The sequence below is a fragment of the Metapseudomonas resinovorans DSM 21078 genome (assembly GCF_000423545.1).
Classification (GTDB): Bacteria; Pseudomonadota; Gammaproteobacteria; order Pseudomonadales; family Pseudomonadaceae; genus Metapseudomonas; species Metapseudomonas resinovorans.
In genome coordinates this window covers 118,941-137,652 of the sequence record NZ_AUIE01000022.1, presented here as the reverse complement: position 1 = coordinate 137,652, position 18,712 = coordinate 118,941, and the positions used below count along the sequence as shown (strand labels likewise).

The following is an 18,712-nucleotide window of genomic DNA, read 5'->3' as shown; positions in this document are numbered from 1 at the left end:
CCGGGCACCATCAAGCCGCACACCAAGTTCGAGTGCGAAGTGTACGTGCTGTCCAAAGAAGAAGGTGGTCGTCACACCCCGTTCTTCAAGGGCTACCGTCCGCAGTTCTACTTCCGTACCACAGACGTGACCGGTAACTGCGAACTGCCGGAAGGCGTAGAGATGGTAATGCCGGGCGACAACATCAAGATGGTTGTCACCCTGATCGCTCCGATCGCCATGGAAGACGGCCTGCGCTTCGCAATCCGCGAAGGTGGTCGTACTGTAGGCGCTGGCGTGGTTGCCAAGATCATCGAGTAATCGACGATCTCGCCTCAAAAGGAAGGGCCCCTCGGGGCCCTTTTCTTTTGGTTGGTCAAAAGTTGACACCCTCCCGGCGCATCCGTACAATCACGCCTCCTTTTAACGGGCGTAGTCCGTCCGTTGGGGATAGCAGAGATAGAGTCTGAGGTCAAAATGCAAAACCAACAAATCCGTATTCGGTTGAAGGCTTTTGACCATCGCCTGATCGATCAATCCACCCAGGAAATCGTGGAAACCGCGAAACGTACTGGTGCTCAGGTGCGTGGTCCTATTCCTCTGCCTACTCGCAAAGAGCGGTACACCGTTCTGATCTCCCCGCACGTCAACAAAGACGCGCGTGATCAGTACGAAATTCGTACCCACAAGCGTGTTCTGGACATCGTCCAGCCGACGGATAAAACCGTCGATGCGCTGATGAAGCTCGACCTTGCGGCAGGCGTGGAAGTGCAGATCAGCCTCGGCTAATAACCCTCGGGTTTTAGTCGTGTAACGCTCTGAAATGGGCGGCCATAGCGGGTGAAAGCCCCGTACACTCATGAGGTTTACAACATGACTATTGGTGTAGTCGGTCGTAAGTGCGGCATGACCCGCATTTTCACCGAAGAAGGTGTCTCCATTCCGGTTACGGTCATTGAGATCGAGCCGAATCGTGTGACCCAGTTCAAATCCGAAGAGAGCGATGGCTATCGCGCCGTACAGGTGACTGTCGGTGAGCGTCGTGCCTCTCGTGTGACCAAGGCGCAAGCCGGTCACTTCGCCAAGGCGAGCGTAGCTGCTGGTCGCGGTGTCTGGGAATTCCGCCTTGAAGAAGGTGAGTACCAGGCTGGCGATCAACTGACTGCCGAGCTTTTCCAGGCTGGCCAGCTGGTAGACGTTACCGGTCAGTCCAAGGGTAAAGGCTACGCCGGTACCATCAAGCGCTGGAATTTCCGTGGTCAAGACAATACCCACGGTAACTCCGTTTCCCACCGCGCCCCGGGTTCTATTGGCCAGTGCCAGACTCCTGGTCGTGTCTTCAAGGGCAAGAAGATGTCCGGTCACCTCGGTGCCGAGCGTGTGACTGTTCAGTCCCTGGAAGTTGTGCGTGTCGATGCAGAACGCAATCTGCTGCTGGTTAAGGGTGCCGTTCCTGGCGCTACCGGCGGTGATGTGGTTGTGCGTCCGGCAGCCAAGGCTCGCGGTTAAGAGGGGAAGCTGAGATGCAACTGAATGTAAATGGCGCTCAGGCTATCGAAGTCTCCGAGCGTACTTTTGGCGGTGAGTTCAACGAAACCCTGGTTCACCAGGCTGTTGTTGCCTACATGGCCGGTGGCCGTCAGGGTACTCGCGCGCAGAAGACCCGTTCCGAAGTTTCCGGTGGTGGCAAAAAGCCGTGGCGTCAGAAGGGCACCGGTCGTGCTCGTGCTGGCACCATTCGCAGCCCCATCTGGCGCTCCGGTGGTACTACCTTTGCTGCCAAGCCTCAGGATCACTCCCAGAAGCTCAACAAGAAGATGTATCGCGCAGCTATGCGCTCCATCCTTGCTGAGCTGGTTCGTCAGGACCGTCTGATCGTGGTTGAGGACTTTGCTGTTGAGGCGCCGAAAACCAAGGCTCTGCTGGGCAAGCTGAATGGTCTGGGTCTGACCGACGTGCTGATCGTTTCCGAAGCCGTTGATCAGAATCTGTACCTGGCCGCTCGCAACCTGCCGCACGTTGATGTTCGTGACGTTCAGGGTTCCGACCCGGTCAGCCTGATCGCCTACGACAAGGTGCTTGTCACCGTGTCCGCCGTGAAGAAATTCGAGGAGCTGCTGGCATGAACCAGGAACGCGTATTCAAGGTGCTGGTTGGCCCGCACGTCTCCGAGAAGGCCACCATGCTGGCAGACAGCAAGGGCCAGTTCGTTTTCAAGGTTGCCACCGATGCAACCAAGCTGGAAATCAAGAAGGCCGTTGAAAGCCTGTTCAGCGTGAAAGTCGCTCGCGTCACCACCCTCAATGTGAAGGGCAAGACCAAGCGTACCGTTCGTGGTCTGGGCAAGCGTAACGACTGGAAGAAGGCGTACATCGCTCTTCAGCCGGGCCAAGATCTCGATTTCGCCAGCAGCGCTGAGTAAAGGGGTGCATCATGGCAATCGTTAAATGCAAGCCGACCTCCGCTGGCCGCCGTTTCGTGGTCAAGGTGGTCAACCAGGAGCTGCACAAAGGCGCTCCCTACGCACCGCTGGTCGAGAAAAAATCGAAGTCCGGTGGTCGTAACAACAATGGCCGCATCACCACTCGCCATATTGGTGGTGGTCACAAGCAGCACTACCGTCTGGTCGACTTCCGTCGCAACAAGGATGGCATTCCTGCCACCGTTGAGCGTATTGAATACGATCCGAACCGTACTGCTCACATCGCTCTGCTGAAGTACGCCGATGGCGAGCGTCGCTACATCATCGCACCGAAAGGTGTGAGTGCTGGCGACCAGCTGATCTCGGGCGTCAATGCACCGATCAAGGCCGGTAACACCCTGCCGCTGCGCAACATTCCGGTTGGTAGCACCGTTCACGGTATCGAACTCAAGCCCGGTAAAGGCGCGCAAATCGCCCGTTCCGCTGGTGCTTCCGTTCAGCTGGTTGCTCGTGAAGGCGCCTACGTAACCCTGCGTCTTCGCTCCGGCGAAATGCGTAAAGTCCTGGCTGAGTGCCGTGCGACCCTGGGCGAAGTCTCGAACTCCGAGCACAGCCTGCGTTCGCTGGGTAAAGCTGGTGCCAAACGCTGGCGTGGTGTTCGTCCGACCGTTCGCGGCGTGGCGATGAACCCGGTAGACCACCCGCATGGTGGTGGTGAAGGTCGTACCTCTGGTGGCCGTCATCCGGTGTCTCCGTGGGGCTTCCCGACCAAGGGTGCGAAGACCCGCGCGAACAAGCGCACCGACAACATGATCGTCCGTCGCCGTAAATAACTGAGGATACGACAGTGCCGCGTTCTCTGAAAAAAGGTCCTTTTATCGATCTTCACCTACTGAAGAAGATCGAAGTGGCGGTGGAAAAGAACGATCGCAAGCCGGTGAAAACCTGGTCGCGTCGCTCCATCGTACTGCCGCAAATGGTCGGCCTGACCATTGCTGTTCATAACGGTCGTCAACACGTCCCGGTTCTCGTGAACGAGGACATGGTCGGCCACAAACTCGGCGAGTTCGCTGCTACCCGCACCTATCGCGGTCATGCTGCAGACAAGAAAGCCAAGCGTTAAGGGGTAAGGAACGATGGAAGTAGCCGCTAAGCTGTCGGGCGCTCGAATCTCCGCCCAGAAAGCCCGCTTGGTCGCCGACCAGATCCGCGGGAAGAAGGTGGGCGAAGCGCTCAACCTGTTGACTTTCAGCAGCAAGAAAGCCGCTGAAATCATGAAGAAAGTGCTGGAGTCGGCCGTGGCCAACGCTGAGCACAACGAAGGCGCAGACGTGGATGACCTGAAGGTTTCCACCGTTTTCGTCAACGAAGGGCGTTCGCTGAAGCGCATCATGCCGCGTGCCAAAGGCCGTGCTGATCGCATCGTCAAGCGGTCTTGCCATATCACTGTCAAGGTTGCGGACAAGTAACGGAGTCGATCAGATGGGTCAGAAAGTACATCCCACTGGCATTCGCCTGGGTATCGTCAAGGAGCACACCTCCGTTTGGTATGCAGATAAACGCACTTATGCCGATTATCTGTTTGCCGACCTGAAGGTGCGCGAGTACCTCCAAGACAAACTAAAAAGCGCGTCCGTAAGCCGTATCGATATTCATCGTCCGGCTCAAACCGCACGCATCACCATCCACACCGCTCGTCCCGGCATCGTGATCGGCAAGAAAGGTGAAGATGTTGAGAAGCTGCGTCAGGACCTGACCAAGCAAATGGGTGTGCCTGTGCACATCAACATCGAAGAGATCCGCAAGCCGGAGCTCGACGGTATGCTGGTTGCGCAGAGCGTAGCTCAGCAGCTGGAGCGTCGTGTGATGTTCCGTCGCGCCATGAAGCGCGCTGTACAGAACGCCATGCGTATTGGTGCCAAGGGCATCAAGATTCAGGTGAGTGGTCGTCTCGGTGGTGCTGAAATCGCCCGTACCGAGTGGTATCGCGAAGGTCGTGTGCCCCTGCACACCCTGCGCGCCGATATCGACTACGCAACCTATGAAGCGCACACCACCTACGGTGTGATCGGTGTGAAGGTTTGGATCTTCAAGGGTGAGGTCATTGGTGGCCGCCAGGAAGAGCTGAAGCCGGTAGCGCCCGCTCCTCGTAAAAAAGCTGCTAAGTAAGGGGTACGCCAAATGCTGCAACCAAAGCGTACGAAGTTCCGCAAGCAGATGACCGGCCACAACCGTGGTCTGGCTCAGCGCGGTAGCAAGGTCAGCTTCGGCGAGTTCGCGCTGAAGGCTACTGGCCGTGGTCGTCTCACTGCCCGCCAGATCGAGGCTGCACGTCGTGCCCTCACCCGTCACGTGAAGCGTGGCGGCAAGATCTGGATCCGTGTGTTCCCGGATAAACCCGTTACCAAGAAGCCCCTCGAAGTTCGTATGGGTAAAGGTAAGGGTGGCGTCGAGTACTGGGTAGCCCAGATTCAACCGGGCAAGGTCCTGTACGAGATCGAGGGTGTTTCCGAAGAGCTGGCGCGTGAGGCATTCGCCCTGGCCGCTGCAAAGCTGCCGCTCGCCACCTCCTTTGTTAAGCGGACGGTGATGTGATGAAAGCGAATGAACTTCGTGAAAAATCCGTACAGCAGCTGAACGAGCAACTGCTCGGCCTGCTGCGCGACCAGTTCAATCTGCGCATGCAGAAAGCAACTGGCCAGTTGGGGCAGTCTCACCTGCTCTCGCAAGTGAAGCGCGACATCGCTCGCGTGAAAACTGTGCTCAACCAGCAAGCAGGTAAGTAATCATGGCTGAAGCTCAGAAAACCGTCCGTACGCTGACCGGCCGCGTCGTCAGCGACAAGATGGACAAGACCATCACCGTTCTGATCGAGCGCCGCGTAAAGCACCCGATCTACGGTAAATACGTGAAGCGTTCGACCAAGCTGCACGCCCACGACGAAACCAACCAGTGCCGCATCGGCGACAAGGTCACCATTCGTGAGACCCGTCCGCTGGCCAAGACCAAGTCCTGGGCCCTGGTGGAAGTCGTCGAACGTGCCGTGGAAGTCTAAGGACTAAGGGTCGGAGAAAGATATGATTCAGACTCAATCCATGCTCGACGTCGCTGACAACAGCGGTGCTCGTCGCGTTATGTGCATCAAGGTCCTTGGTGGTTCGCACCGTCGCTATGCCGGCATCGGCGACATCATCAAAGTGACCGTGAAGGAAGCGATTCCGCGTGGCAAGGTGAAGAAAGGCCAGGTAATGACCGCTGTTGTGGTTCGTACCAAGCATGGCGTTCGTCGCCCTGACGGCTCGATCATCCGCTTCGACGGCAACGCCGCCGTCCTGCTGAACAACAAGCAGGAGCCGATCGGCACCCGTATCTTCGGGCCCGTGACCCGTGAACTGCGTTCCGAGAAGTTCATGAAGATCGTCTCGCTCGCCCCCGAAGTGCTGTAAGGAGAAGCCGTCATGCAAAAGATTCGTCGTGACGACGAGATCATCGTCATCGCCGGCAAGGACAAGGGCAAGCGTGGCAAGGTGCTGAAGGTTCTCGCCGACAGCCGTGTGCTGGTCAGCGGTGTAAACCTGATCAAGCGCCACACCAAGCCCAATCCCATGGCCGGTGTCCAGGGCGGTATCGTCGAGCGAGAGGCGCCGCTGCACCTCTCCAACGTGGCCATCTTCAATGGCGAAACCAACAAGGCTGATCGCGTTGGTTTCAAGGTTGAAGACGGTAAGAAAATTCGTGTCTTCAAGTCGACCCAAAAACCGGTTGATGCTTGAGAACTGCTAGGTAGATAACCATGGCACGACTGAAAGAGATTTACCGGAAAGAAATCGCGCCGAAGCTGAAGGAACAACTTCAGCTTGCGAACGTGATGGAAATTCCGCGCATCACCAAGATCACTCTGAACATGGGTCTGGGCGAAGCCATCGGTGACAAGAAAATCATCGAGAACGCTGTAGCTGACCTGGAAAAGATCACCGGCCAGAAAGCCGTCGTGACCTACGCTCGCAAGTCCATTGCAGGCTTCAAGGTTCGTGAAGGTTGGCCGATCGGCGTCAAGGTCACCCTTCGCCGCGATCGCATGTACGAGTTCCTGGACCGTCTGCTGTCCATCTCCCTGCCGCGCGTGCGTGACTTCCGCGGCCTGAATGCCAAGTCCTTCGACGGTCGTGGCAACTACAGCATGGGTGTGAAAGAGCAGATCATCTTCCCGGAAATCGATTACGACAAAATCGATGCGCTGCGCGGTCTGGACATCACCCTGACCACCACCGCCCGTACGGATGAAGAAGGTCGTGCCCTGCTGCGCGCCTTCAACTTCCCGTTCCGCAACTGATTGGAGTAGGAATATGGCCAAACAGAGCATGAAAAACCGCGAGCTGAAGCGTCAGCAGACGGTTGCTAAGTACGCCAAGAAGCGCGCTGAGCTGAAAGCTACCATTGCCAACCCGAACTCCACTCCGGAAGCTCGTTGGGAAGCCCAGGTAGCGCTGCAGAAGCAGCCTCGTGACGCCAGCGCCTCGCGCCTGCGTAACCGCTGCCGCATCACCGGTCGTCCGCACGGCGTTTACCGCAAGTTCGGCCTCGGCCGTAACAAGCTGCGTGAAGCTGCTATGCGCGGTGATGTACCCGGTCTGGTGAAAGCCAGCTGGTAATGATCGTCGGTTAGGTCGACTTAGGTCGGCCAAAGCCAGGTCATTAGAATCAAGCCCCTTTTGGGGCTTGATTCGTTTCTGGAGTGTCTCTAGAATGTCCGGCTCGCCCGAGCCTGGCATCAGTCCGTCCAGTGTTCGCGTGTGGACTCTAGCCGAAAGGCTATTACTTTTTGTATCAGGAGCATCTAGCCCATGAGTATGCAGGACCCGTTAGCGGACATGCTAACTCGTATCCGTAATGCCCAGATGGCTGAAAAGTCTGTCGTAAGCATGCCGTCCTCCAAGCTGAAGGTGGCAGTGGCCAACGTTCTGAAGAGCGAAGGTTACATCACGGGATACCAAGTCAGCAGCGACCTCAAGCCGTTGCTGTCCATCGAGCTGAAGTACTTCGAAGGCCGTCCGGTCATTGAAGAGCTGAAGCGCGTAAGTCGTCCTGGCCTGCGCCAGTACAAGTCCGTCGATCAGCTGCCGAAAGTACGTGGCGGCCTGGGCGTATCGATCGTTTCCACCAACAAGGGTGTGATGACTGATCGTGCTGCTCGCGCTGCTGGTGTTGGTGGCGAAGTGCTTTGCACTGTGTTCTAAGGGGGGTTGAAAGCATGTCTCGCGTTGCTAAGAACCCCGTCAAGCTGCCCGCTGGCGTTGAAGTCAAGATCGCCGGTCAGCAGCTCTCGGTGAAGGGTGCCAAGGGCGCTCTCGAACTGAAAGTTCATCCGTCTGTGGAAGTCCTGGAGGAATCCGGTGAGCTGCGTTTCGCTGCTCGCAACGGTGACCAGCAGAATCGCGCCATGGCCGGCACCACCCGTGCGTTGGTTAACAACATGGTGATCGGCGTCAGTCAAGGCTTCGAGCGCAAGCTCCAGCTGGTCGGCGTTGGTTACAAAGCTCAGGCCAAAGGTCAAACGCTGTCCCTGGCTCTCGGCTTCTCGCATCCGGTGGACTACGAGCTGCCGCAAGGCATTACCGCTGAAACCCCCAGCCAGACCGATATCCTGATCAAGGGCATCGACAAGCAGCTGGTCGGTCAAGTGGCCGCTGAGATCCGCGACTTCCGTCCGCCGGAGCCTTACAAGGGCAAAGGTGTACGTTACGCCGACGAAGTCGTCCGTCGTAAAGAAGCTAAGAAGAAGTAGGGCATAGCAAATGAGCGAAAAGAAAGAAACTCGTCTGCGTCGCGCTCGCAAGGCACGCCTGAAAATGCGCGAGCTGGTTGCCGTACGCCTTTGCGTGTACCGCTCTTCCCAGCACATCTACGCCCAGGTCATTTCGGCCGACGGCGCCACGGTCCTGGCCAGCGCCTCGACCCTGGACAAAGAACTGCGTGACGGCGCCACTGGCAACGTCGACGCGGCCAAGAAGGTTGGTCAGCTGGTTGCCGAGCGCGCGAAAGCCGCTGGCGTCACTCAGGTGGCATTCGATCGTTCTGGCTTCAAGTACCACGGCCGCGTCAAGGCGCTGGCTGATGCTGCTCGTGAAGGCGGGCTGGAGTTCTAAGTTATGGCAAATAACGAGCAAAAGCGCGACGAAGGCTACATCGAGAAGCTGGTTCAAGTTAACCGCGTTGCCAAGACCGTAAAGGGTGGTCGCATCTTCACCTTCACCGCGCTGACCGTGGTCGGTGACGGCAAAGGTCGTGTTGGCTTCGGTCGCGGCAAATCCCGCGAAGTGCCGGCCGCCATCCAGAAAGCGATGGAAGCTGCTCGCCGCAACATGATCCAGGTTGATCTGAACGGCACCACCCTGCAGTACCCGATCAAGTCCGCCCATGGCGCCTCCAAGGTGTTCATGCAGCCGGCTTCCGAAGGTACCGGTATCATCGCCGGCGGCGCCATGCGTGCTGTTCTGGAAGTGGCCGGTGTGCAGAACGTTCTGGCCAAGTGCTACGGCTCCACCAATCCGGTGAACGTGGTTTACGCCACCTTCAAGGGTCTGAAGAACATGCAGTCCCCTGAGTCCGTTGCGGCCAAGCGTGGTAAGAGCGTCGAGGAGATTCTCTAATCATGGCAACTGTCAAAGTGACGCTGATCAAGAGCGTTAACGGCCGTCTGGCTAACCACAAGGCTTGCGTCAAGGGTCTCGGCCTGCGTCGCATTGGTCACACCGTAGAAGTTCAGGACACTCCTGAGAATCGCGGCATGATCAACAAGGCTTACTACCTTCTGCGTGTCGAGGGTTAATCCATGAAACTGAACGATCTGCGTTCCGCGCCGGGTGCCCGTCGCGAAAAGCACCGTCCGGGCCGTGGCATCGGTAGCGGTTTGGGTAAGACTGGTGGCCGCGGTCACAAAGGTCAGACCTCTCGCTCCGGTGGCACCATTGCTCCGGGCTTTGAAGGCGGTCAGCAGCCGCTGCACCGTCGTCTGCCGAAGTTTGGCTTCGTTTCCCTGAAAGCCATGGATCGCGCAGAAGTGCGTACTTCCGAGCTGGCCAAGGTCGAAGGCGATGTCATCACTCTGCAGTCGCTGAAGGATGCCAACGTGATTAACCAGAACGTACAGCGTGTGAAAGTCATGCTGTCCGGCGACGTTACTCGCGCGGTCACCCTGAAAGGTATCGCCGCCACCAAAGGTGCGCGTGCGGCTATCGAAGCAGCTGGCGGTAAGTTCGAGGACTAAATGGCTAAGCAAGGTGCTCTCTCCGCGCTCAGCAATGGCGGGTTGTCCGAGCTCTGGGCTCGACTGCGTTTCCTGTTCCTGGCGATCATCGTCTACCGGATCGGCGCGCACATTCCAGTGCCCGGCATCAACCCTGACCGGCTGGCCGAGCTGTTCCGGCAGAACGAGGGGACCATTCTTAGCCTGTTCAACATGTTTTCCGGCGGCGCGCTGGAGCGCATGAGTATTTTTGCACTGGGGATCATGCCGTACATCTCGGCGTCGATCATCATGCAGCTCATGACCGCGATCAGTCCGCAGCTGGAGCAGTTGAAGAAGGAAGGTGAAGCTGGCCGTCGCAAGATCAGCCAGTACACCCGCTACGGCACTGTAGTCCTGGCGTTGGTCCAGGCCATCGGCATGTCCGTTGGCCTGGCCAGTCAGGGCGTCGCTTTTTCGACTGATTTCGGCTTCCACTTCGTGGCTGTCACCACCTTCGTGGCTGGTGCGATGTTCATGATGTGGCTTGGCGAGCAGATCACTGAGCGCGGTGTTGGCAACGGTATCTCGATGCTGATTTTTGCTGGCATCGTGGCCGGTCTTCCGAGCGCAGTCGGGCAGTCTTTCGAGTCTGCACGTCAGGGTGATATCAACATTTTTGCCCTGGTTGCGATCGGTTTGCTGGCAGTGGCGATCATCGGTTTCGTGGTGTTCATTGAGCGTGGCCAGCGTCGCATTGCGGTGCACTACGCGAAGCGCCAGCAAGGCCGCAAGGTCTTCGCTGCGCAGACCAGCCACCTGCCGCTGAAGGTGAACATGGCCGGCGTCATTCCGGCTATCTTCGCTAGCAGCATCCTGCTGTTCCCGGCCTCGCTGGGAGCCTGGTTCGGTCAGTCTGAAAGCATGGGCTGGCTGCAGGACCTCTCGCAGGCGATCGCTCCTGGTCAGCCGTTGAACATTTTGCTGTTTAGTGCAGGGATCATATTCTTCTGCTTCTTCTATACAGCGCTGATGTTCAACCCGAAAGACGTGGCGGAGAACCTGAAGAAGTCCGGTGCCTTTATTCCGGGCATCCGTCCGGGCGAGCAGTCGGCGCGCTATATCGATGGCGTACTGACCCGCTTGACCATGTTCGGTGCTCTGTACATGACGGCCGTTTGCCTGCTGCCCCAGTTCCTGGTGGTTGCAGCTAATGTACCGTTCTACCTTGGCGGGACCTCGTTGCTGATCGTTGTTGTGGTTGTGATGGACTTTATGGCCCAAGTACAATCCCACCTCGTTTCGCACCAGTACGAATCCCTGATGAAGAAAGCCAACCTGAAGGGCTACGGCAGCGGAATGCTCCGCTGATCCGGTTCCGTAAGGTTCTAGGAGTTACTGATGAAAGTTCGTGCATCGGTGAAAAAGCTGTGCCGCAACTGCAAGATCATCCGTCGCGACGGTATCGTTCGCGTGATCTGCAGCGCGGAACCGCGTCACAAGCAGCGCCAAGGCTGAGTGTGATTCACGCGTTATGAGCCCGGCAGCTAGTGCGCTGCCGGGTTGATTATTTGTTTTTACAGCGCTAATATCTCGCGCCCTTTTCTTGGCTTCCGGGGCGTAGGTAGCTGTCAACTGGAGTTTCACTGAATGGCCCGTATTGCAGGCGTCAACATTCCAGATAACAAGCACACTGTTATCTCGCTGACCTACATCTACGGTGTTGGTCGCACCACTGCGCAGAACATCTGCGCTGTCACCGGCGTTAACCCGGCGGCAAAGATCAAGGATCTCTCTGACGAGCAGATCGAACAGCTGCGTGGCGAAGTCGCGAAGCTCACCACTGAAGGTGATCTGCGTCGCGAAATCAACATGAACATCAAGCGTCTGATGGACCTGGGCTGCTACCGCGGTCTGCGTCATCGTCGCGGTCTGCCTGTTCATGGCCAGCGCACCAAGACCAACGCGCGTACCCGTAAGGGCCCGCGTAAGCCGATCCGCAAGTAATTGCGCCCGCGAATCGACAGGAATTAAGTCATGGCTAAGCCTGCTGCTCGTCCTCGTAAAAAAGTCAAAAAGACAGTGGTGGATGGGATCGCCCATATCCACGCTTCTTTCAACAACACCATCGTGACCATTACCGACCGTCAAGGTAACGCTCTGTCCTGGGCTACCTCCGGTGGTTCCGGTTTCCGCGGTTCCCGTAAGAGCACCCCGTTCGCTGCGCAGGTTGCAGCTGAGCGCGCTGGTCAAGCTGCTCTGGAATACGGCCTGAAGAACCTCGACGTGAACGTCAAGGGCCCGGGTCCGGGTCGCGAATCCGCTGTGCGTGCTCTGAACGCCTGCGGCTACAAGATCGCCAGCATCACCGACGTGACGCCTATCCCGCATAACGGGTGCCGTCCGCCGAAGAAGCGTCGCGTGTAATAGGAGACAGTGAGAAATGGCTCGTTACATTGGTCCCAAGTGCAAACTGTCCCGTCGTGAAGGTACCGACCTCTTCCTGAAGAGTGGTGCTCGCGCGCTCGAATCCAAGTGCAACATCGAATCCGCTCCCGGTCAGCATGGCGCCCGTCGTGGTCGTCTGTCCGACTACGGCACCCAGCTGCGTGAAAAGCAGAAAGTGCGCCGTATCTACGGTGTTCTGGAGCGTCAGTTCGGTAACTACTACAAAGAAGCTGCTGCCCGTAAAGGCGCTACCGGCGAAAACCTGCTGCAACTCCTCGAGTGCCGCCTGGACAACGTCGTGTATCGCATGGGCTTCGGCGCTACTCGTTCCGAGTCCCGTCAGCTGGTTTCCCACAAGGCCATCAGCGTAAACGGTCAGACCGTGAACGTTCCGTCCTACCAGGTCAAAGCTGGTGACGTGGTTGCCGTTCGCGAGAAGTCGAAGAACCAACTGCGTATCGTCCAAGCCCTCGAACTGTGCGGCCAGCGCGGCCGTGTGGAGTGGGTTGAGGTCGACGCAGAGAAGAAGTCCGGTGTGTTCAAGAGCGTGCCGGCTCGCAGCGATCTGTCCGCCGACATCAACGAAAACCTGATTGTCGAGCTCTACTCCAAGTAAGGGCTAGAAAATAGGTGCATCCATGCAGAGTTCGGTAAATGAGTTCCTGACCCCCCGCCACATTGATGTGCAGGTGGTCAGTCCGACCCGCGCCAAGATCACGCTCGAGCCTCTCGAGCGTGGTTTCGGCCATACCCTGGGCAACGCGCTGCGTCGCATCCTGTTGTCCTCCATGCCTGGCTGTGCAGTAGTCGAGGCCGAAATCGACGGCGTACTCCATGAGTACAGCGCCATCGAGGGTGTTCAGGAAGATGTCATCGAGATCCTTCTGAACCTCAAAGGTCTGGCTATCAAGCTGCACGGCCGCGACGAAGTAACGCTGAACCTTTCGAAGAAAGGCTCGGGCGTGGTCACTGCTGCCGATATTCAGCTGGATCATGATGTCGAAATCGTCAACGGCGACCACGTGATCGCGAACCTGGCGGATAACGGCGTCCTGAACATGAAGCTCAAGGTGTCTCGCGGTCGTGGCTATGAGCCTGCCGACGCGCGCCAGAGCGACGAAGACGAGAGCCGCAGCATTGGTCGTCTGCAGCTCGACGCCTCGTTCAGCCCCGTCCGCCGTGTTGCCTACGTGGTTGAAAACGCCCGTGTGGAGCAGCGCACCAACCTGGACAAGCTGGTCATCGATCTGGAAACCAACGGCACCCTGGACCCTGAAGAGGCCATCCGTCGTGCCGCGACCATCCTGCAACACCAACTGGCTGCGTTCGTCGACCTCAAGGGCGACAGCGAGCCGGTAGTGGTCGAGCAGGAAGACGAGATCGATCCGATCCTGCTTCGTCCGGTTGATGACCTCGAGCTGACCGTACGTTCGGCCAACTGCCTGAAGGCGGAGAACATCTACTACATCGGCGACCTGATTCAGCGCACCGAAGTAGAGCTGTTGAAGACTCCGAACCTGGGCAAGAAGTCCCTGACCGAGATCAAGGACGTCCTGGCCTCCCGTGGTCTGTCCCTCGGCATGCGCCTCGACAACTGGCCGCCGGCAAGTCTCAAGAAGGACGACAAGGCGACTGCCTGATCGTCGTAATCACCGAACGTAGAAGTTTGGTAAGGAATTGAACCATGCGTCATCGTAAAAGTGGCCGTCACCTCAGCCGCACCAGCGCACACCGCAAGGCCATGTTCCAGAACATGGCGGTGTCGCTGTTCGAGCACGAACTGATCAAAACCACCCTGCCCAAAGCCAAGGAACTGCGCCGCGTTGCCGAGCCGCTGATCACCCTGGCCAAGGAAGACAGCGTTGCCAACCGTCGTCTGGCTTTCGACCGTACTCGTTCGAAAGCTATTGTTGGCAAACTGTTCAACGATCTGGGCAAGCGCTACGCCAACCGTCAGGGCGGCTACCTGCGCATCCTCAAGTGCGGCTTCCGCGCTGGCGACAATGCTCCCATGGCTTACGTCGAACTGGTTGACCGTCCGGTCGCTGGTGAAGTCGAAGCTGCTGCCGAGTAAGTCGGTCGTTGTATGAAAAACCGGGCCTAGTGCCCGGTTTTTTTATGCCTGAATAATTAGGTAATTTCTATCAAATCTCTGTTTTTAATAAATTGGATGCTTCGTCTGGCTAAATCGATACTCCTTCTTATCCGGTTGGCCCGGAATCAGAAGAGCCCAAGATGGAGATGCAACATGAGCCAGAAGCCCACCCTTACTACGACTGCCGGCAACCCGGTTGGAGACAATCAGAATTCCCTCAGCGCCGGTTCGCGCGGCCCCCTGTTACTGCAGGACTACCACCTGATCGAGAAGCTGGCTCACCAGAACCGTGAGCGCATTCCGGAGCGTGTCGTTCACGCCAAGGGCTGGGGCGCCTACGGCACACTGACCATCACCAACGACATCACCCGGTACAGCAAGGCTTCGGTTTTCTCCGAGGTTGGAAAGAAAACCCAAGTGCTCGCGCGCTTTTCGACCGTTGCCGGTGAGCTTGGCGCTGCCGACGCCGAGCGCGACGTGCGAGGTTTCGCCCTGAAGTTTTATACCGAGCAAGGTAACTGGGACGTTGTGGGTAACAACACGCCCGTGTTCTTTGTCCGCGACCCGCTGAAGTTCCCCGATTTCATCCATACCCAGAAGCGTCATCCGAAGACCAACCTGCGCTCCAACACCGCGGCTTGGGATTTCTGGTCGCTGTCGCCGGAGAGCTTGCACCAGGTGACCATGCTGATGTCCGATCGTGGTCTGCCAAGCGATGTGCGCCACATCAATGGCTACGGCTCGCATGCCTACAGCTTCGTCAATGCCGCCAACGAGCGCTTCTGGGTCAAGTTTCACTTCAAGACCCTCCAGGGCCACAAGCACTGGACTAACGCAGAGGCCATGGAGGTGGTCGGCCGCAGCCGCGAAACCACCCAGGAAGATCTGTTCTACAGCATTGAGAACGGCGAATTCCCGGAATGGCGCTTCTGCGTTCAGGTCATGACCGAGGAACAGGCGCGCCACACCCGCTACAACCCCTTCGACCTGACCAAGGTCTGGCCGCACGGTGAGTTCCCGTTGATCGAAGTCGGTACCCTGGAGTTGAACCGCAATCCGGATAACTACTTCGCTGAGGTCGAGCAGGCTGCGTTTTCGCCGTCGAACCTGGTCCCCGGCATCGGGCACTCGCCGGATAAGATGCTCCAGGCCCGTGTATTCAGCTATCCCGACGCACACCGCTACCGCTTGGGCACTCACTATGAGGCGCTCCCGGTGAACGCGCCGAAGTGCCCGGTGCACCACTATCACAAGGACGGCGCGATGTGCTTCTTCGCCAACAATCCAAGTCCGGATGCCTACTACGAGCCGAACTCCTTCGGTGGTCCAGCCGAGTCGGCGTTTTACGCCGAGCCGCCGCTGGCTATCGACGGCGATGCCGATCGCTATGACCATCGCGAAGGCAATGACGACTACAGCCAGCCCCGCGCACTGTTCCTGCTGTTCGACGAAGGCCAGAAGCAGCGGCTGTACGGCAACATCGCCGGGTCCATGGTTGGGGTTCCGCAGTTCATCATTGACCGTCAGTTAGCGCACTTCGACAAGGTGCACCCGGACTACGGCAACGGTGTCCGTGCTGCGCTGGAAGCTGCCCGGTAACTCGCAGCTTCCCAAAAAAGAAAAGGCCGGGCAGCAATGCCCGGCCTTTTCTCTTGTGCGTCATCGGGATCAGGCGCGATCGCGCTCCAGAAGAGGCTTGAGGAACCGCCCGGTGTGCGATTGGGGCATTTCCGCGACTTCCTCTGGCGTACCGGTGGCAATAATCTGGCCACCCTTGGAGCCACCTTCCGGGCCCAGGTCCACTAGCCAGTCCGCAGTCTTGATTACGTCCAGATTGTGCTCGATGACCACCACCGTGTTGCCGTGATCGCGCAGGCGGTGCAGTACGTCCAGCAACTGCTGGATATCCGCGAAGTGGAGACCCGTGGTGGGCTCGTCGAGGATGTACAGCGTCTTGCCGGTGTCACGCTTGGAGAGCTCGCGGGACAGCTTCACCCGTTGCGCCTCGCCGCCCGAGAGGGTCGTTGCCGACTGCCCCAGGCGGATGTAGGACAGGCCCACGTCCATCAGGGTCTGCAGTTTGCGGGCGATGGCGGGAACCGCGTCGAAGAACTCGCGGGCCTCTTCGATGGTCATCTCCAGCACTTCGTGGATGCTCTTGCCCTTGTAGCGGATCTCCAGGGTTTCGCGGTTGTAACGCTTGCCCTTGCAGACGTCGCAGGGGACGTAGATGTCTGGCAGGAAGTGCATCTCCACCTTGATCACGCCGTCGCCCTGGCAGGCTTCGCAGCGGCCGCCCTTGACGTTGAAGGAGAAGCGTCCCGGGCCATAGCCGCGGGAGCGCGACTCCGGTACGCCGGCAAACAGCTCACGGATCGGTGTGAACAGTCCGGTGTAGGTCGCTGGGTTGGAGCGCGGGGTACGACCAATGGGGCTCTGATCGATGTCCACCACCTTGTCCAGGTGCTGCAAGCCGTCGAAGCTCTCGTGGGACGAGGCTTCCAGCGAGGTAGCGCCATTCAGCGCGGTGGCGGTGATGGGGAACAGGGTGTTGTTGATCAGCGTCGACTTGCCCGAGCCGGATACACCGGTGACGCAGGTCAGCAGACCCACAGGGATCTCCAGATTCACCTGCTGCAGATTGTTGCCGCTGGCGCCCTTCAGCTTGAGGGACTTCTTCTTGTCCCGCGGGGTCCTGTTGGCGGGCACTTCGATCTTCACCCGGCCGGACAGGTACTTGCCTGTGAGCGAATTCGGGTGCGCCATCACTTCGTCCGGCGTGCCTTCGGCGACGATCTGTCCGCCGTGTACGCCGGCTCCCGGGCCAATGTCTACCACATAGTCGGCCAGGCGGATGGCGTCCTCGTCGTGTTCGACCACGATCACCGTGTTGCCCAGGTTGCGCAGGTGGGTGAGGGTGGCCAGCAGGCGCTCGTTGTCCCGTTGGTGAAGGCCGATGGAAGGTTCGTCGAGGATGTACATCACCCCCACCAGGCCGGCGCCGATCTGGCTGGCCAGGCGGATACGCTGGGCTTCACCGCCTGAGAGGGTGTCGGCGCTACGGTCCAGGGTCAGGTAGTCGAGGCCGACGTTGACCAGGAATTGCAGGCGCTCGCGGATCTCCTTGAGGATCTTCTCGGCGATCTCGCCGCGCCGACCGGTCAGGCTCAATCCGCCGAAGTAGTCCGCGGCATCGCCCACTGGCAGACCGGTAACCGCCGGCAGGGTTTTGTCGCCAACCCACACATGGCGCGCCTCGCGGCGCAGGCGGGTACCGCGGCAGTCGGGGCAGGGCTGGGTGCTGAGAAACTTTGCCAGCTCTTCGCGCACGGTGGCCGATTCGGTTTCGCGGTAGCGGCGCTCCAGGTTGGGGATTATCCCCTCGAAGGGATGGGAACGCTTGACGATGTCGCCACGGTCATTGAGGTAGCGGAATTCCACATCCTCGCGGCCGCTGCCGAAGAGGATCGCTTTCTGGTGTTCGGCGGAGAGTTCGTCGAAGGGCTTCTCCAGGCTGAACCCATAGTGCGAGGCCAGGGAGCCGAGCATCTGGAAGTAGTAGACGTTGCGACGGTCCCAGCCGCGAATGGCGCCTTCGGCGAGGGTCAGCTCGCCGTTGACCAGGCGCTTGGCGTCGAAGAACTGCTTCACCCCGAGGCCGTCGCAGGTAGGGCAGGCGCCGGCCGGGTTGTTGAAGGAGAACAGCTTGGGCTCCAGCTCGCTGATCGAGTGCCCGCAGTGGGGGCAGGCGAAGCGCGCGGAGAAAATGATCTCATCGCCTACTTCGTCATCCATGGGCGCCACCAGGGCGATGCCGTCCGCCAGGTTGATGGCCGTCTCGAAGGATTCCGCCAGGCGTTGCTGCAGGTCTTCACGGACCTTGAAGCGGTCCACCACCACATCGATGGAGTGCTTCTTCTGCTTGTCCAGCTTGGGTAGCTCATCCAGCTCATAGAGTCGGCCGTTCACCCGTGCACGGACAAAGCCCTGGGCGCGCAGCTCTTCGAACACCGCCAGGTGCTCGCCCTTGCGCTCGCGGATCACCGGTGCCAGCAGCATCAGCTTGCGGCCTTCGGGCAGGGCCAGGACCTGGTCGACCATCTGGCTGACGGTCTGGGCTTCCAGCGGCACGTCGTGGTCCGGGCAGCGTGGCGTACCGACGCGGGCATAGAGCAGGCGCAGGTAGTCGTAGATCTCGGTAATGGTTCCGACGGTGGAGCGGGGGTTGTGGGAGGTGGATTTCTGTTCGATGGAGATGGCCGGCGAGAGACCTTCGATGGTGTCTACATCGGGCTTTTCCATCATCGACAGGAACTGCCGGGCGTAAGCCGACAGGGACTCCACATAGCGGCGCTGGCCTTCGGCATAGAGCGTGTCGAAAGCCAGCGACGACTTGCCGGAGCCGGACAGGCCGGTAATTACGATCAGCTTGTCGCGGGGCAGGGTGAGGTCGACGTTCTTCAGGTTGTGGGTACGTGCCCCACGGATCAGGATCTTGTCCACAACGGCCTCACTTGGCGGTCGGAAACCGCCGATTATACGA

At 58.8% G+C, this 18,712-nt stretch carries 31 protein-coding genes; 30 read left to right on the top strand and 1 reads right to left on the bottom strand.

Annotated elements, in window-relative coordinates:
• The 30 genes from G559_RS0116495 to G559_RS0116350 all read left to right on the top strand — a co-directional run.
• The coding region (locus tag G559_RS0116495; RefSeq protein ID WP_028629290.1) for an EF-Tu C-terminal domain-related protein at positions 1-300 on the top strand (300 nt) is incomplete at its 5' end.
• Between the two features lie 156 nt (positions 301-456).
• Positions 457-768: a 30S ribosomal protein S10 gene (gene rpsJ / locus G559_RS0116490; protein ID WP_003243886.1), complete on the top strand. Its 312-nt coding sequence runs from the start codon at positions 457-459 to the stop codon at positions 766-768.
• A gap of 84 nt (positions 769-852) precedes the next feature.
• A complete protein-coding gene (gene rplC / locus G559_RS0116485; protein WP_028629289.1) occupies positions 853-1,488 on the top strand; it encodes a 50S ribosomal protein L3 in 636 nt (211 codons plus the stop codon).
• Positions 1,489-1,502: 14 nt separating this feature from the next.
• Positions 1,503-2,105, top strand: coding sequence for a 50S ribosomal protein L4 (gene rplD / locus G559_RS0116480; protein ID WP_028629288.1), 603 nt, complete (start codon positions 1,503-1,505; stop codon positions 2,103-2,105).
• Positions 2,102-2,401: a 50S ribosomal protein L23 gene (gene rplW, locus G559_RS0116475; protein WP_028629287.1), complete on the top strand. Its 300-nt coding sequence runs from the start codon at positions 2,102-2,104 to the stop codon at positions 2,399-2,401. The genes rplD and rplW overlap by 4 nt, the downstream gene beginning before the upstream one ends.
• Before the next feature lie 11 nt (positions 2,402-2,412).
• Positions 2,413-3,234: a 50S ribosomal protein L2 gene (gene rplB, locus G559_RS0116470; RefSeq protein WP_016490534.1), complete on the top strand. Its 822-nt coding sequence runs from the start codon at positions 2,413-2,415 to the stop codon at positions 3,232-3,234.
• A 14-nt stretch (positions 3,235-3,248) separates the two neighbouring features.
• A complete protein-coding gene (gene rpsS, locus G559_RS0116465) occupies positions 3,249-3,524 on the top strand; it encodes a 30S ribosomal protein S19 (protein WP_016490535.1) in 276 nt (91 codons plus the stop codon).
• Between the two features lie 13 nt (positions 3,525-3,537).
• Positions 3,538-3,870 carry a 50S ribosomal protein L22 gene (rplV, locus tag G559_RS0116460; protein WP_007161246.1) on the top strand — a complete coding sequence of 111 codons (333 nt, stop codon included), beginning with the start codon at positions 3,538-3,540 and terminating at the stop codon, positions 3,868-3,870.
• Positions 3,871-3,883: 13 nt separating this feature from the next.
• Entirely contained in the window at positions 3,884-4,570 is a 687-nt protein-coding gene (rpsC, locus tag G559_RS0116455; protein WP_028629286.1) for a 30S ribosomal protein S3, read from the top strand.
• A 12-nt stretch (positions 4,571-4,582) separates the two neighbouring features.
• A complete protein-coding gene (gene rplP, locus G559_RS0116450; protein WP_016490537.1) occupies positions 4,583-4,996 on the top strand; it encodes a 50S ribosomal protein L16 in 414 nt (137 codons plus the stop codon).
• Complete coding sequence (gene rpmC / locus G559_RS0116445; RefSeq protein ID WP_016490538.1) at positions 4,996-5,187, top strand: 50S ribosomal protein L29; 192 nt, start codon at positions 4,996-4,998, stop codon at positions 5,185-5,187. Before rplP ends, rpmC begins: the two co-directional genes overlap by 1 nt.
• 2 nt (positions 5,188-5,189) lie before the next feature.
• A complete protein-coding gene (gene rpsQ / locus G559_RS0116440; RefSeq protein WP_021219597.1) occupies positions 5,190-5,456 on the top strand; it encodes a 30S ribosomal protein S17 in 267 nt (88 codons plus the stop codon).
• Positions 5,457-5,478: 22 nt separating this feature from the next.
• On the top strand, positions 5,479-5,847 hold the full coding sequence (rplN, locus tag G559_RS0116435) for a 50S ribosomal protein L14 (RefSeq protein ID WP_003448734.1): 369 nt from the start codon (positions 5,479-5,481) through the stop codon (positions 5,845-5,847).
• Positions 5,848-5,859: 12 nt separating this feature from the next.
• Complete coding sequence (rplX, locus tag G559_RS0116430) at positions 5,860-6,174, top strand: 50S ribosomal protein L24 (RefSeq protein WP_028629285.1); 315 nt, start codon at positions 5,860-5,862, stop codon at positions 6,172-6,174.
• A gap of 20 nt (positions 6,175-6,194) precedes the next feature.
• Positions 6,195-6,734 carry a 50S ribosomal protein L5 gene (rplE, locus tag G559_RS0116425; RefSeq protein WP_028629284.1) on the top strand — a complete coding sequence of 180 codons (540 nt, stop codon included), beginning with the start codon at positions 6,195-6,197 and terminating at the stop codon, positions 6,732-6,734.
• 13 nt (positions 6,735-6,747) lie between these two features.
• Positions 6,748-7,053, top strand: coding sequence for a 30S ribosomal protein S14 (gene rpsN, locus G559_RS0116420; RefSeq protein ID WP_028629283.1), 306 nt, complete (start codon positions 6,748-6,750; stop codon positions 7,051-7,053).
• 192 nt (positions 7,054-7,245) lie between these two features.
• Complete coding sequence (rpsH, locus tag G559_RS0116415; RefSeq protein WP_028629282.1) at positions 7,246-7,638, top strand: 30S ribosomal protein S8; 393 nt, start codon at positions 7,246-7,248, stop codon at positions 7,636-7,638.
• A 14-nt stretch (positions 7,639-7,652) separates the two neighbouring features.
• Positions 7,653-8,186 (top strand): 50S ribosomal protein L6, encoded by a 534-nt coding sequence (gene rplF / locus G559_RS0116410; protein ID WP_028629281.1) that lies wholly within the window; start codon positions 7,653-7,655, stop codon positions 8,184-8,186.
• 10 nt (positions 8,187-8,196) lie between these two features.
• A complete protein-coding gene (gene rplR, locus G559_RS0116405; RefSeq protein ID WP_028629280.1) occupies positions 8,197-8,547 on the top strand; it encodes a 50S ribosomal protein L18 in 351 nt (116 codons plus the stop codon).
• 3 nt (positions 8,548-8,550) lie between these two features.
• The gene (gene rpsE, locus G559_RS0116400) at positions 8,551-9,051 is read left to right on the top strand and encodes a 30S ribosomal protein S5 (RefSeq protein ID WP_028629279.1); all 501 of its coding nucleotides are present in this window, start codon (positions 8,551-8,553) and stop codon (positions 9,049-9,051) included.
• Positions 9,052-9,053: 2 nt separating this feature from the next.
• Complete coding sequence (gene rpmD, locus G559_RS0116395) at positions 9,054-9,230, top strand: 50S ribosomal protein L30 (protein WP_016490545.1); 177 nt, start codon at positions 9,054-9,056, stop codon at positions 9,228-9,230.
• A 3-nt stretch (positions 9,231-9,233) separates the two neighbouring features.
• Positions 9,234-9,668: a 50S ribosomal protein L15 gene (gene rplO / locus G559_RS0116390; RefSeq protein ID WP_028629278.1), complete on the top strand. Its 435-nt coding sequence runs from the start codon at positions 9,234-9,236 to the stop codon at positions 9,666-9,668.
• Positions 9,669-10,997, top strand: coding sequence for a preprotein translocase subunit SecY (gene secY, locus G559_RS0116385; RefSeq protein ID WP_028629277.1), 1,329 nt, complete (start codon positions 9,669-9,671; stop codon positions 10,995-10,997).
• Between the two features lie 30 nt (positions 10,998-11,027).
• The gene (gene rpmJ, locus G559_RS0116380) at positions 11,028-11,144 is read left to right on the top strand and encodes a 50S ribosomal protein L36 (RefSeq protein WP_003093693.1); all 117 of its coding nucleotides are present in this window, start codon (positions 11,028-11,030) and stop codon (positions 11,142-11,144) included.
• A 132-nt stretch (positions 11,145-11,276) separates the two neighbouring features.
• Positions 11,277-11,633 (top strand): 30S ribosomal protein S13, encoded by a 357-nt coding sequence (gene rpsM / locus G559_RS0116375; RefSeq protein WP_028629276.1) that lies wholly within the window; start codon positions 11,277-11,279, stop codon positions 11,631-11,633.
• A 30-nt stretch (positions 11,634-11,663) separates the two neighbouring features.
• Positions 11,664-12,053 carry a 30S ribosomal protein S11 gene (gene rpsK, locus G559_RS0116370; RefSeq protein ID WP_003093689.1) on the top strand — a complete coding sequence of 130 codons (390 nt, stop codon included), beginning with the start codon at positions 11,664-11,666 and terminating at the stop codon, positions 12,051-12,053.
• 16 nt (positions 12,054-12,069) lie between these two features.
• Entirely contained in the window at positions 12,070-12,690 is a 621-nt protein-coding gene (gene rpsD, locus G559_RS0116365; RefSeq protein ID WP_028629275.1) for a 30S ribosomal protein S4, read from the top strand.
• Positions 12,691-12,712: 22 nt separating this feature from the next.
• Complete coding sequence (locus tag G559_RS0116360; protein ID WP_028629274.1) at positions 12,713-13,714, top strand: DNA-directed RNA polymerase subunit alpha; 1,002 nt, start codon at positions 12,713-12,715, stop codon at positions 13,712-13,714.
• Between the two features lie 44 nt (positions 13,715-13,758).
• The gene (gene rplQ / locus G559_RS0116355) at positions 13,759-14,148 is read left to right on the top strand and encodes a 50S ribosomal protein L17 (protein WP_016490551.1); all 390 of its coding nucleotides are present in this window, start codon (positions 13,759-13,761) and stop codon (positions 14,146-14,148) included.
• A 174-nt stretch (positions 14,149-14,322) separates the two neighbouring features.
• Positions 14,323-15,768, top strand: coding sequence for a catalase (locus G559_RS0116350; protein WP_028629273.1), 1,446 nt, complete (start codon positions 14,323-14,325; stop codon positions 15,766-15,768).
• A 69-nt stretch (positions 15,769-15,837) separates the two neighbouring features.
• On the opposite strand, the gene uvrA is transcribed toward G559_RS0116350, so the two are convergent.
• Positions 15,838-18,672 carry an excinuclease ABC subunit UvrA gene (gene uvrA, locus G559_RS0116345; protein ID WP_028629272.1) on the bottom strand — a complete coding sequence of 945 codons (2,835 nt, stop codon included), beginning with the start codon at positions 18,670-18,672 and terminating at the stop codon, positions 15,838-15,840.
• Between the last annotated feature and the right edge of the window lie 40 nt (positions 18,673-18,712).

Coding starts and splice junctions, on each gene's coding strand:
- rpsJ (WP_003243886.1), top strand. CDS start 457: ATGCAAAACCAACAAATCCGTATTCGGTTGAAGGCTTTTGACCATCGC.
- rplC (WP_028629289.1), top strand. CDS start 853: ATGACTATTGGTGTAGTCGGTCGTAAGTGCGGCATGACCCGCATTTTC.
- rplD (WP_028629288.1), top strand. CDS start 1,503: ATGCAACTGAATGTAAATGGCGCTCAGGCTATCGAAGTCTCCGAGCGT.
- rplW (WP_028629287.1), top strand. CDS start 2,102: ATGAACCAGGAACGCGTATTCAAGGTGCTGGTTGGCCCGCACGTCTCC.
- rplB (WP_016490534.1), top strand. CDS start 2,413: ATGGCAATCGTTAAATGCAAGCCGACCTCCGCTGGCCGCCGTTTCGTG.
- rplV (WP_007161246.1), top strand. CDS start 3,538: ATGGAAGTAGCCGCTAAGCTGTCGGGCGCTCGAATCTCCGCCCAGAAA.
- rpsC (WP_028629286.1), top strand. CDS start 3,884: ATGGGTCAGAAAGTACATCCCACTGGCATTCGCCTGGGTATCGTCAAG.
- rplP (WP_016490537.1), top strand. CDS start 4,583: ATGCTGCAACCAAAGCGTACGAAGTTCCGCAAGCAGATGACCGGCCAC.
- rpmC (WP_016490538.1), top strand. CDS start 4,996: ATGAAAGCGAATGAACTTCGTGAAAAATCCGTACAGCAGCTGAACGAG.
- rpsQ (WP_021219597.1), top strand. CDS start 5,190: ATGGCTGAAGCTCAGAAAACCGTCCGTACGCTGACCGGCCGCGTCGTC.
- rplN (WP_003448734.1), top strand. CDS start 5,479: ATGATTCAGACTCAATCCATGCTCGACGTCGCTGACAACAGCGGTGCT.
- rplX (WP_028629285.1), top strand. CDS start 5,860: ATGCAAAAGATTCGTCGTGACGACGAGATCATCGTCATCGCCGGCAAG.
- rplE (WP_028629284.1), top strand. CDS start 6,195: ATGGCACGACTGAAAGAGATTTACCGGAAAGAAATCGCGCCGAAGCTG.
- rpsN (WP_028629283.1), top strand. CDS start 6,748: ATGGCCAAACAGAGCATGAAAAACCGCGAGCTGAAGCGTCAGCAGACG.
- rpsH (WP_028629282.1), top strand. CDS start 7,246: ATGAGTATGCAGGACCCGTTAGCGGACATGCTAACTCGTATCCGTAAT.
- rplF (WP_028629281.1), top strand. CDS start 7,653: ATGTCTCGCGTTGCTAAGAACCCCGTCAAGCTGCCCGCTGGCGTTGAA.
- rplR (WP_028629280.1), top strand. CDS start 8,197: ATGAGCGAAAAGAAAGAAACTCGTCTGCGTCGCGCTCGCAAGGCACGC.
- rpsE (WP_028629279.1), top strand. CDS start 8,551: ATGGCAAATAACGAGCAAAAGCGCGACGAAGGCTACATCGAGAAGCTG.
- rpmD (WP_016490545.1), top strand. CDS start 9,054: ATGGCAACTGTCAAAGTGACGCTGATCAAGAGCGTTAACGGCCGTCTG.
- rplO (WP_028629278.1), top strand. CDS start 9,234: ATGAAACTGAACGATCTGCGTTCCGCGCCGGGTGCCCGTCGCGAAAAG.
- secY (WP_028629277.1), top strand. CDS start 9,669: ATGGCTAAGCAAGGTGCTCTCTCCGCGCTCAGCAATGGCGGGTTGTCC.
- rpmJ (WP_003093693.1), top strand. CDS start 11,028: ATGAAAGTTCGTGCATCGGTGAAAAAGCTGTGCCGCAACTGCAAGATC.
- rpsM (WP_028629276.1), top strand. CDS start 11,277: ATGGCCCGTATTGCAGGCGTCAACATTCCAGATAACAAGCACACTGTT.
- rpsK (WP_003093689.1), top strand. CDS start 11,664: ATGGCTAAGCCTGCTGCTCGTCCTCGTAAAAAAGTCAAAAAGACAGTG.
- rpsD (WP_028629275.1), top strand. CDS start 12,070: ATGGCTCGTTACATTGGTCCCAAGTGCAAACTGTCCCGTCGTGAAGGT.
- G559_RS0116360 (WP_028629274.1), top strand. CDS start 12,713: ATGCAGAGTTCGGTAAATGAGTTCCTGACCCCCCGCCACATTGATGTG.
- rplQ (WP_016490551.1), top strand. CDS start 13,759: ATGCGTCATCGTAAAAGTGGCCGTCACCTCAGCCGCACCAGCGCACAC.
- G559_RS0116350 (WP_028629273.1), top strand. CDS start 14,323: ATGAGCCAGAAGCCCACCCTTACTACGACTGCCGGCAACCCGGTTGGA.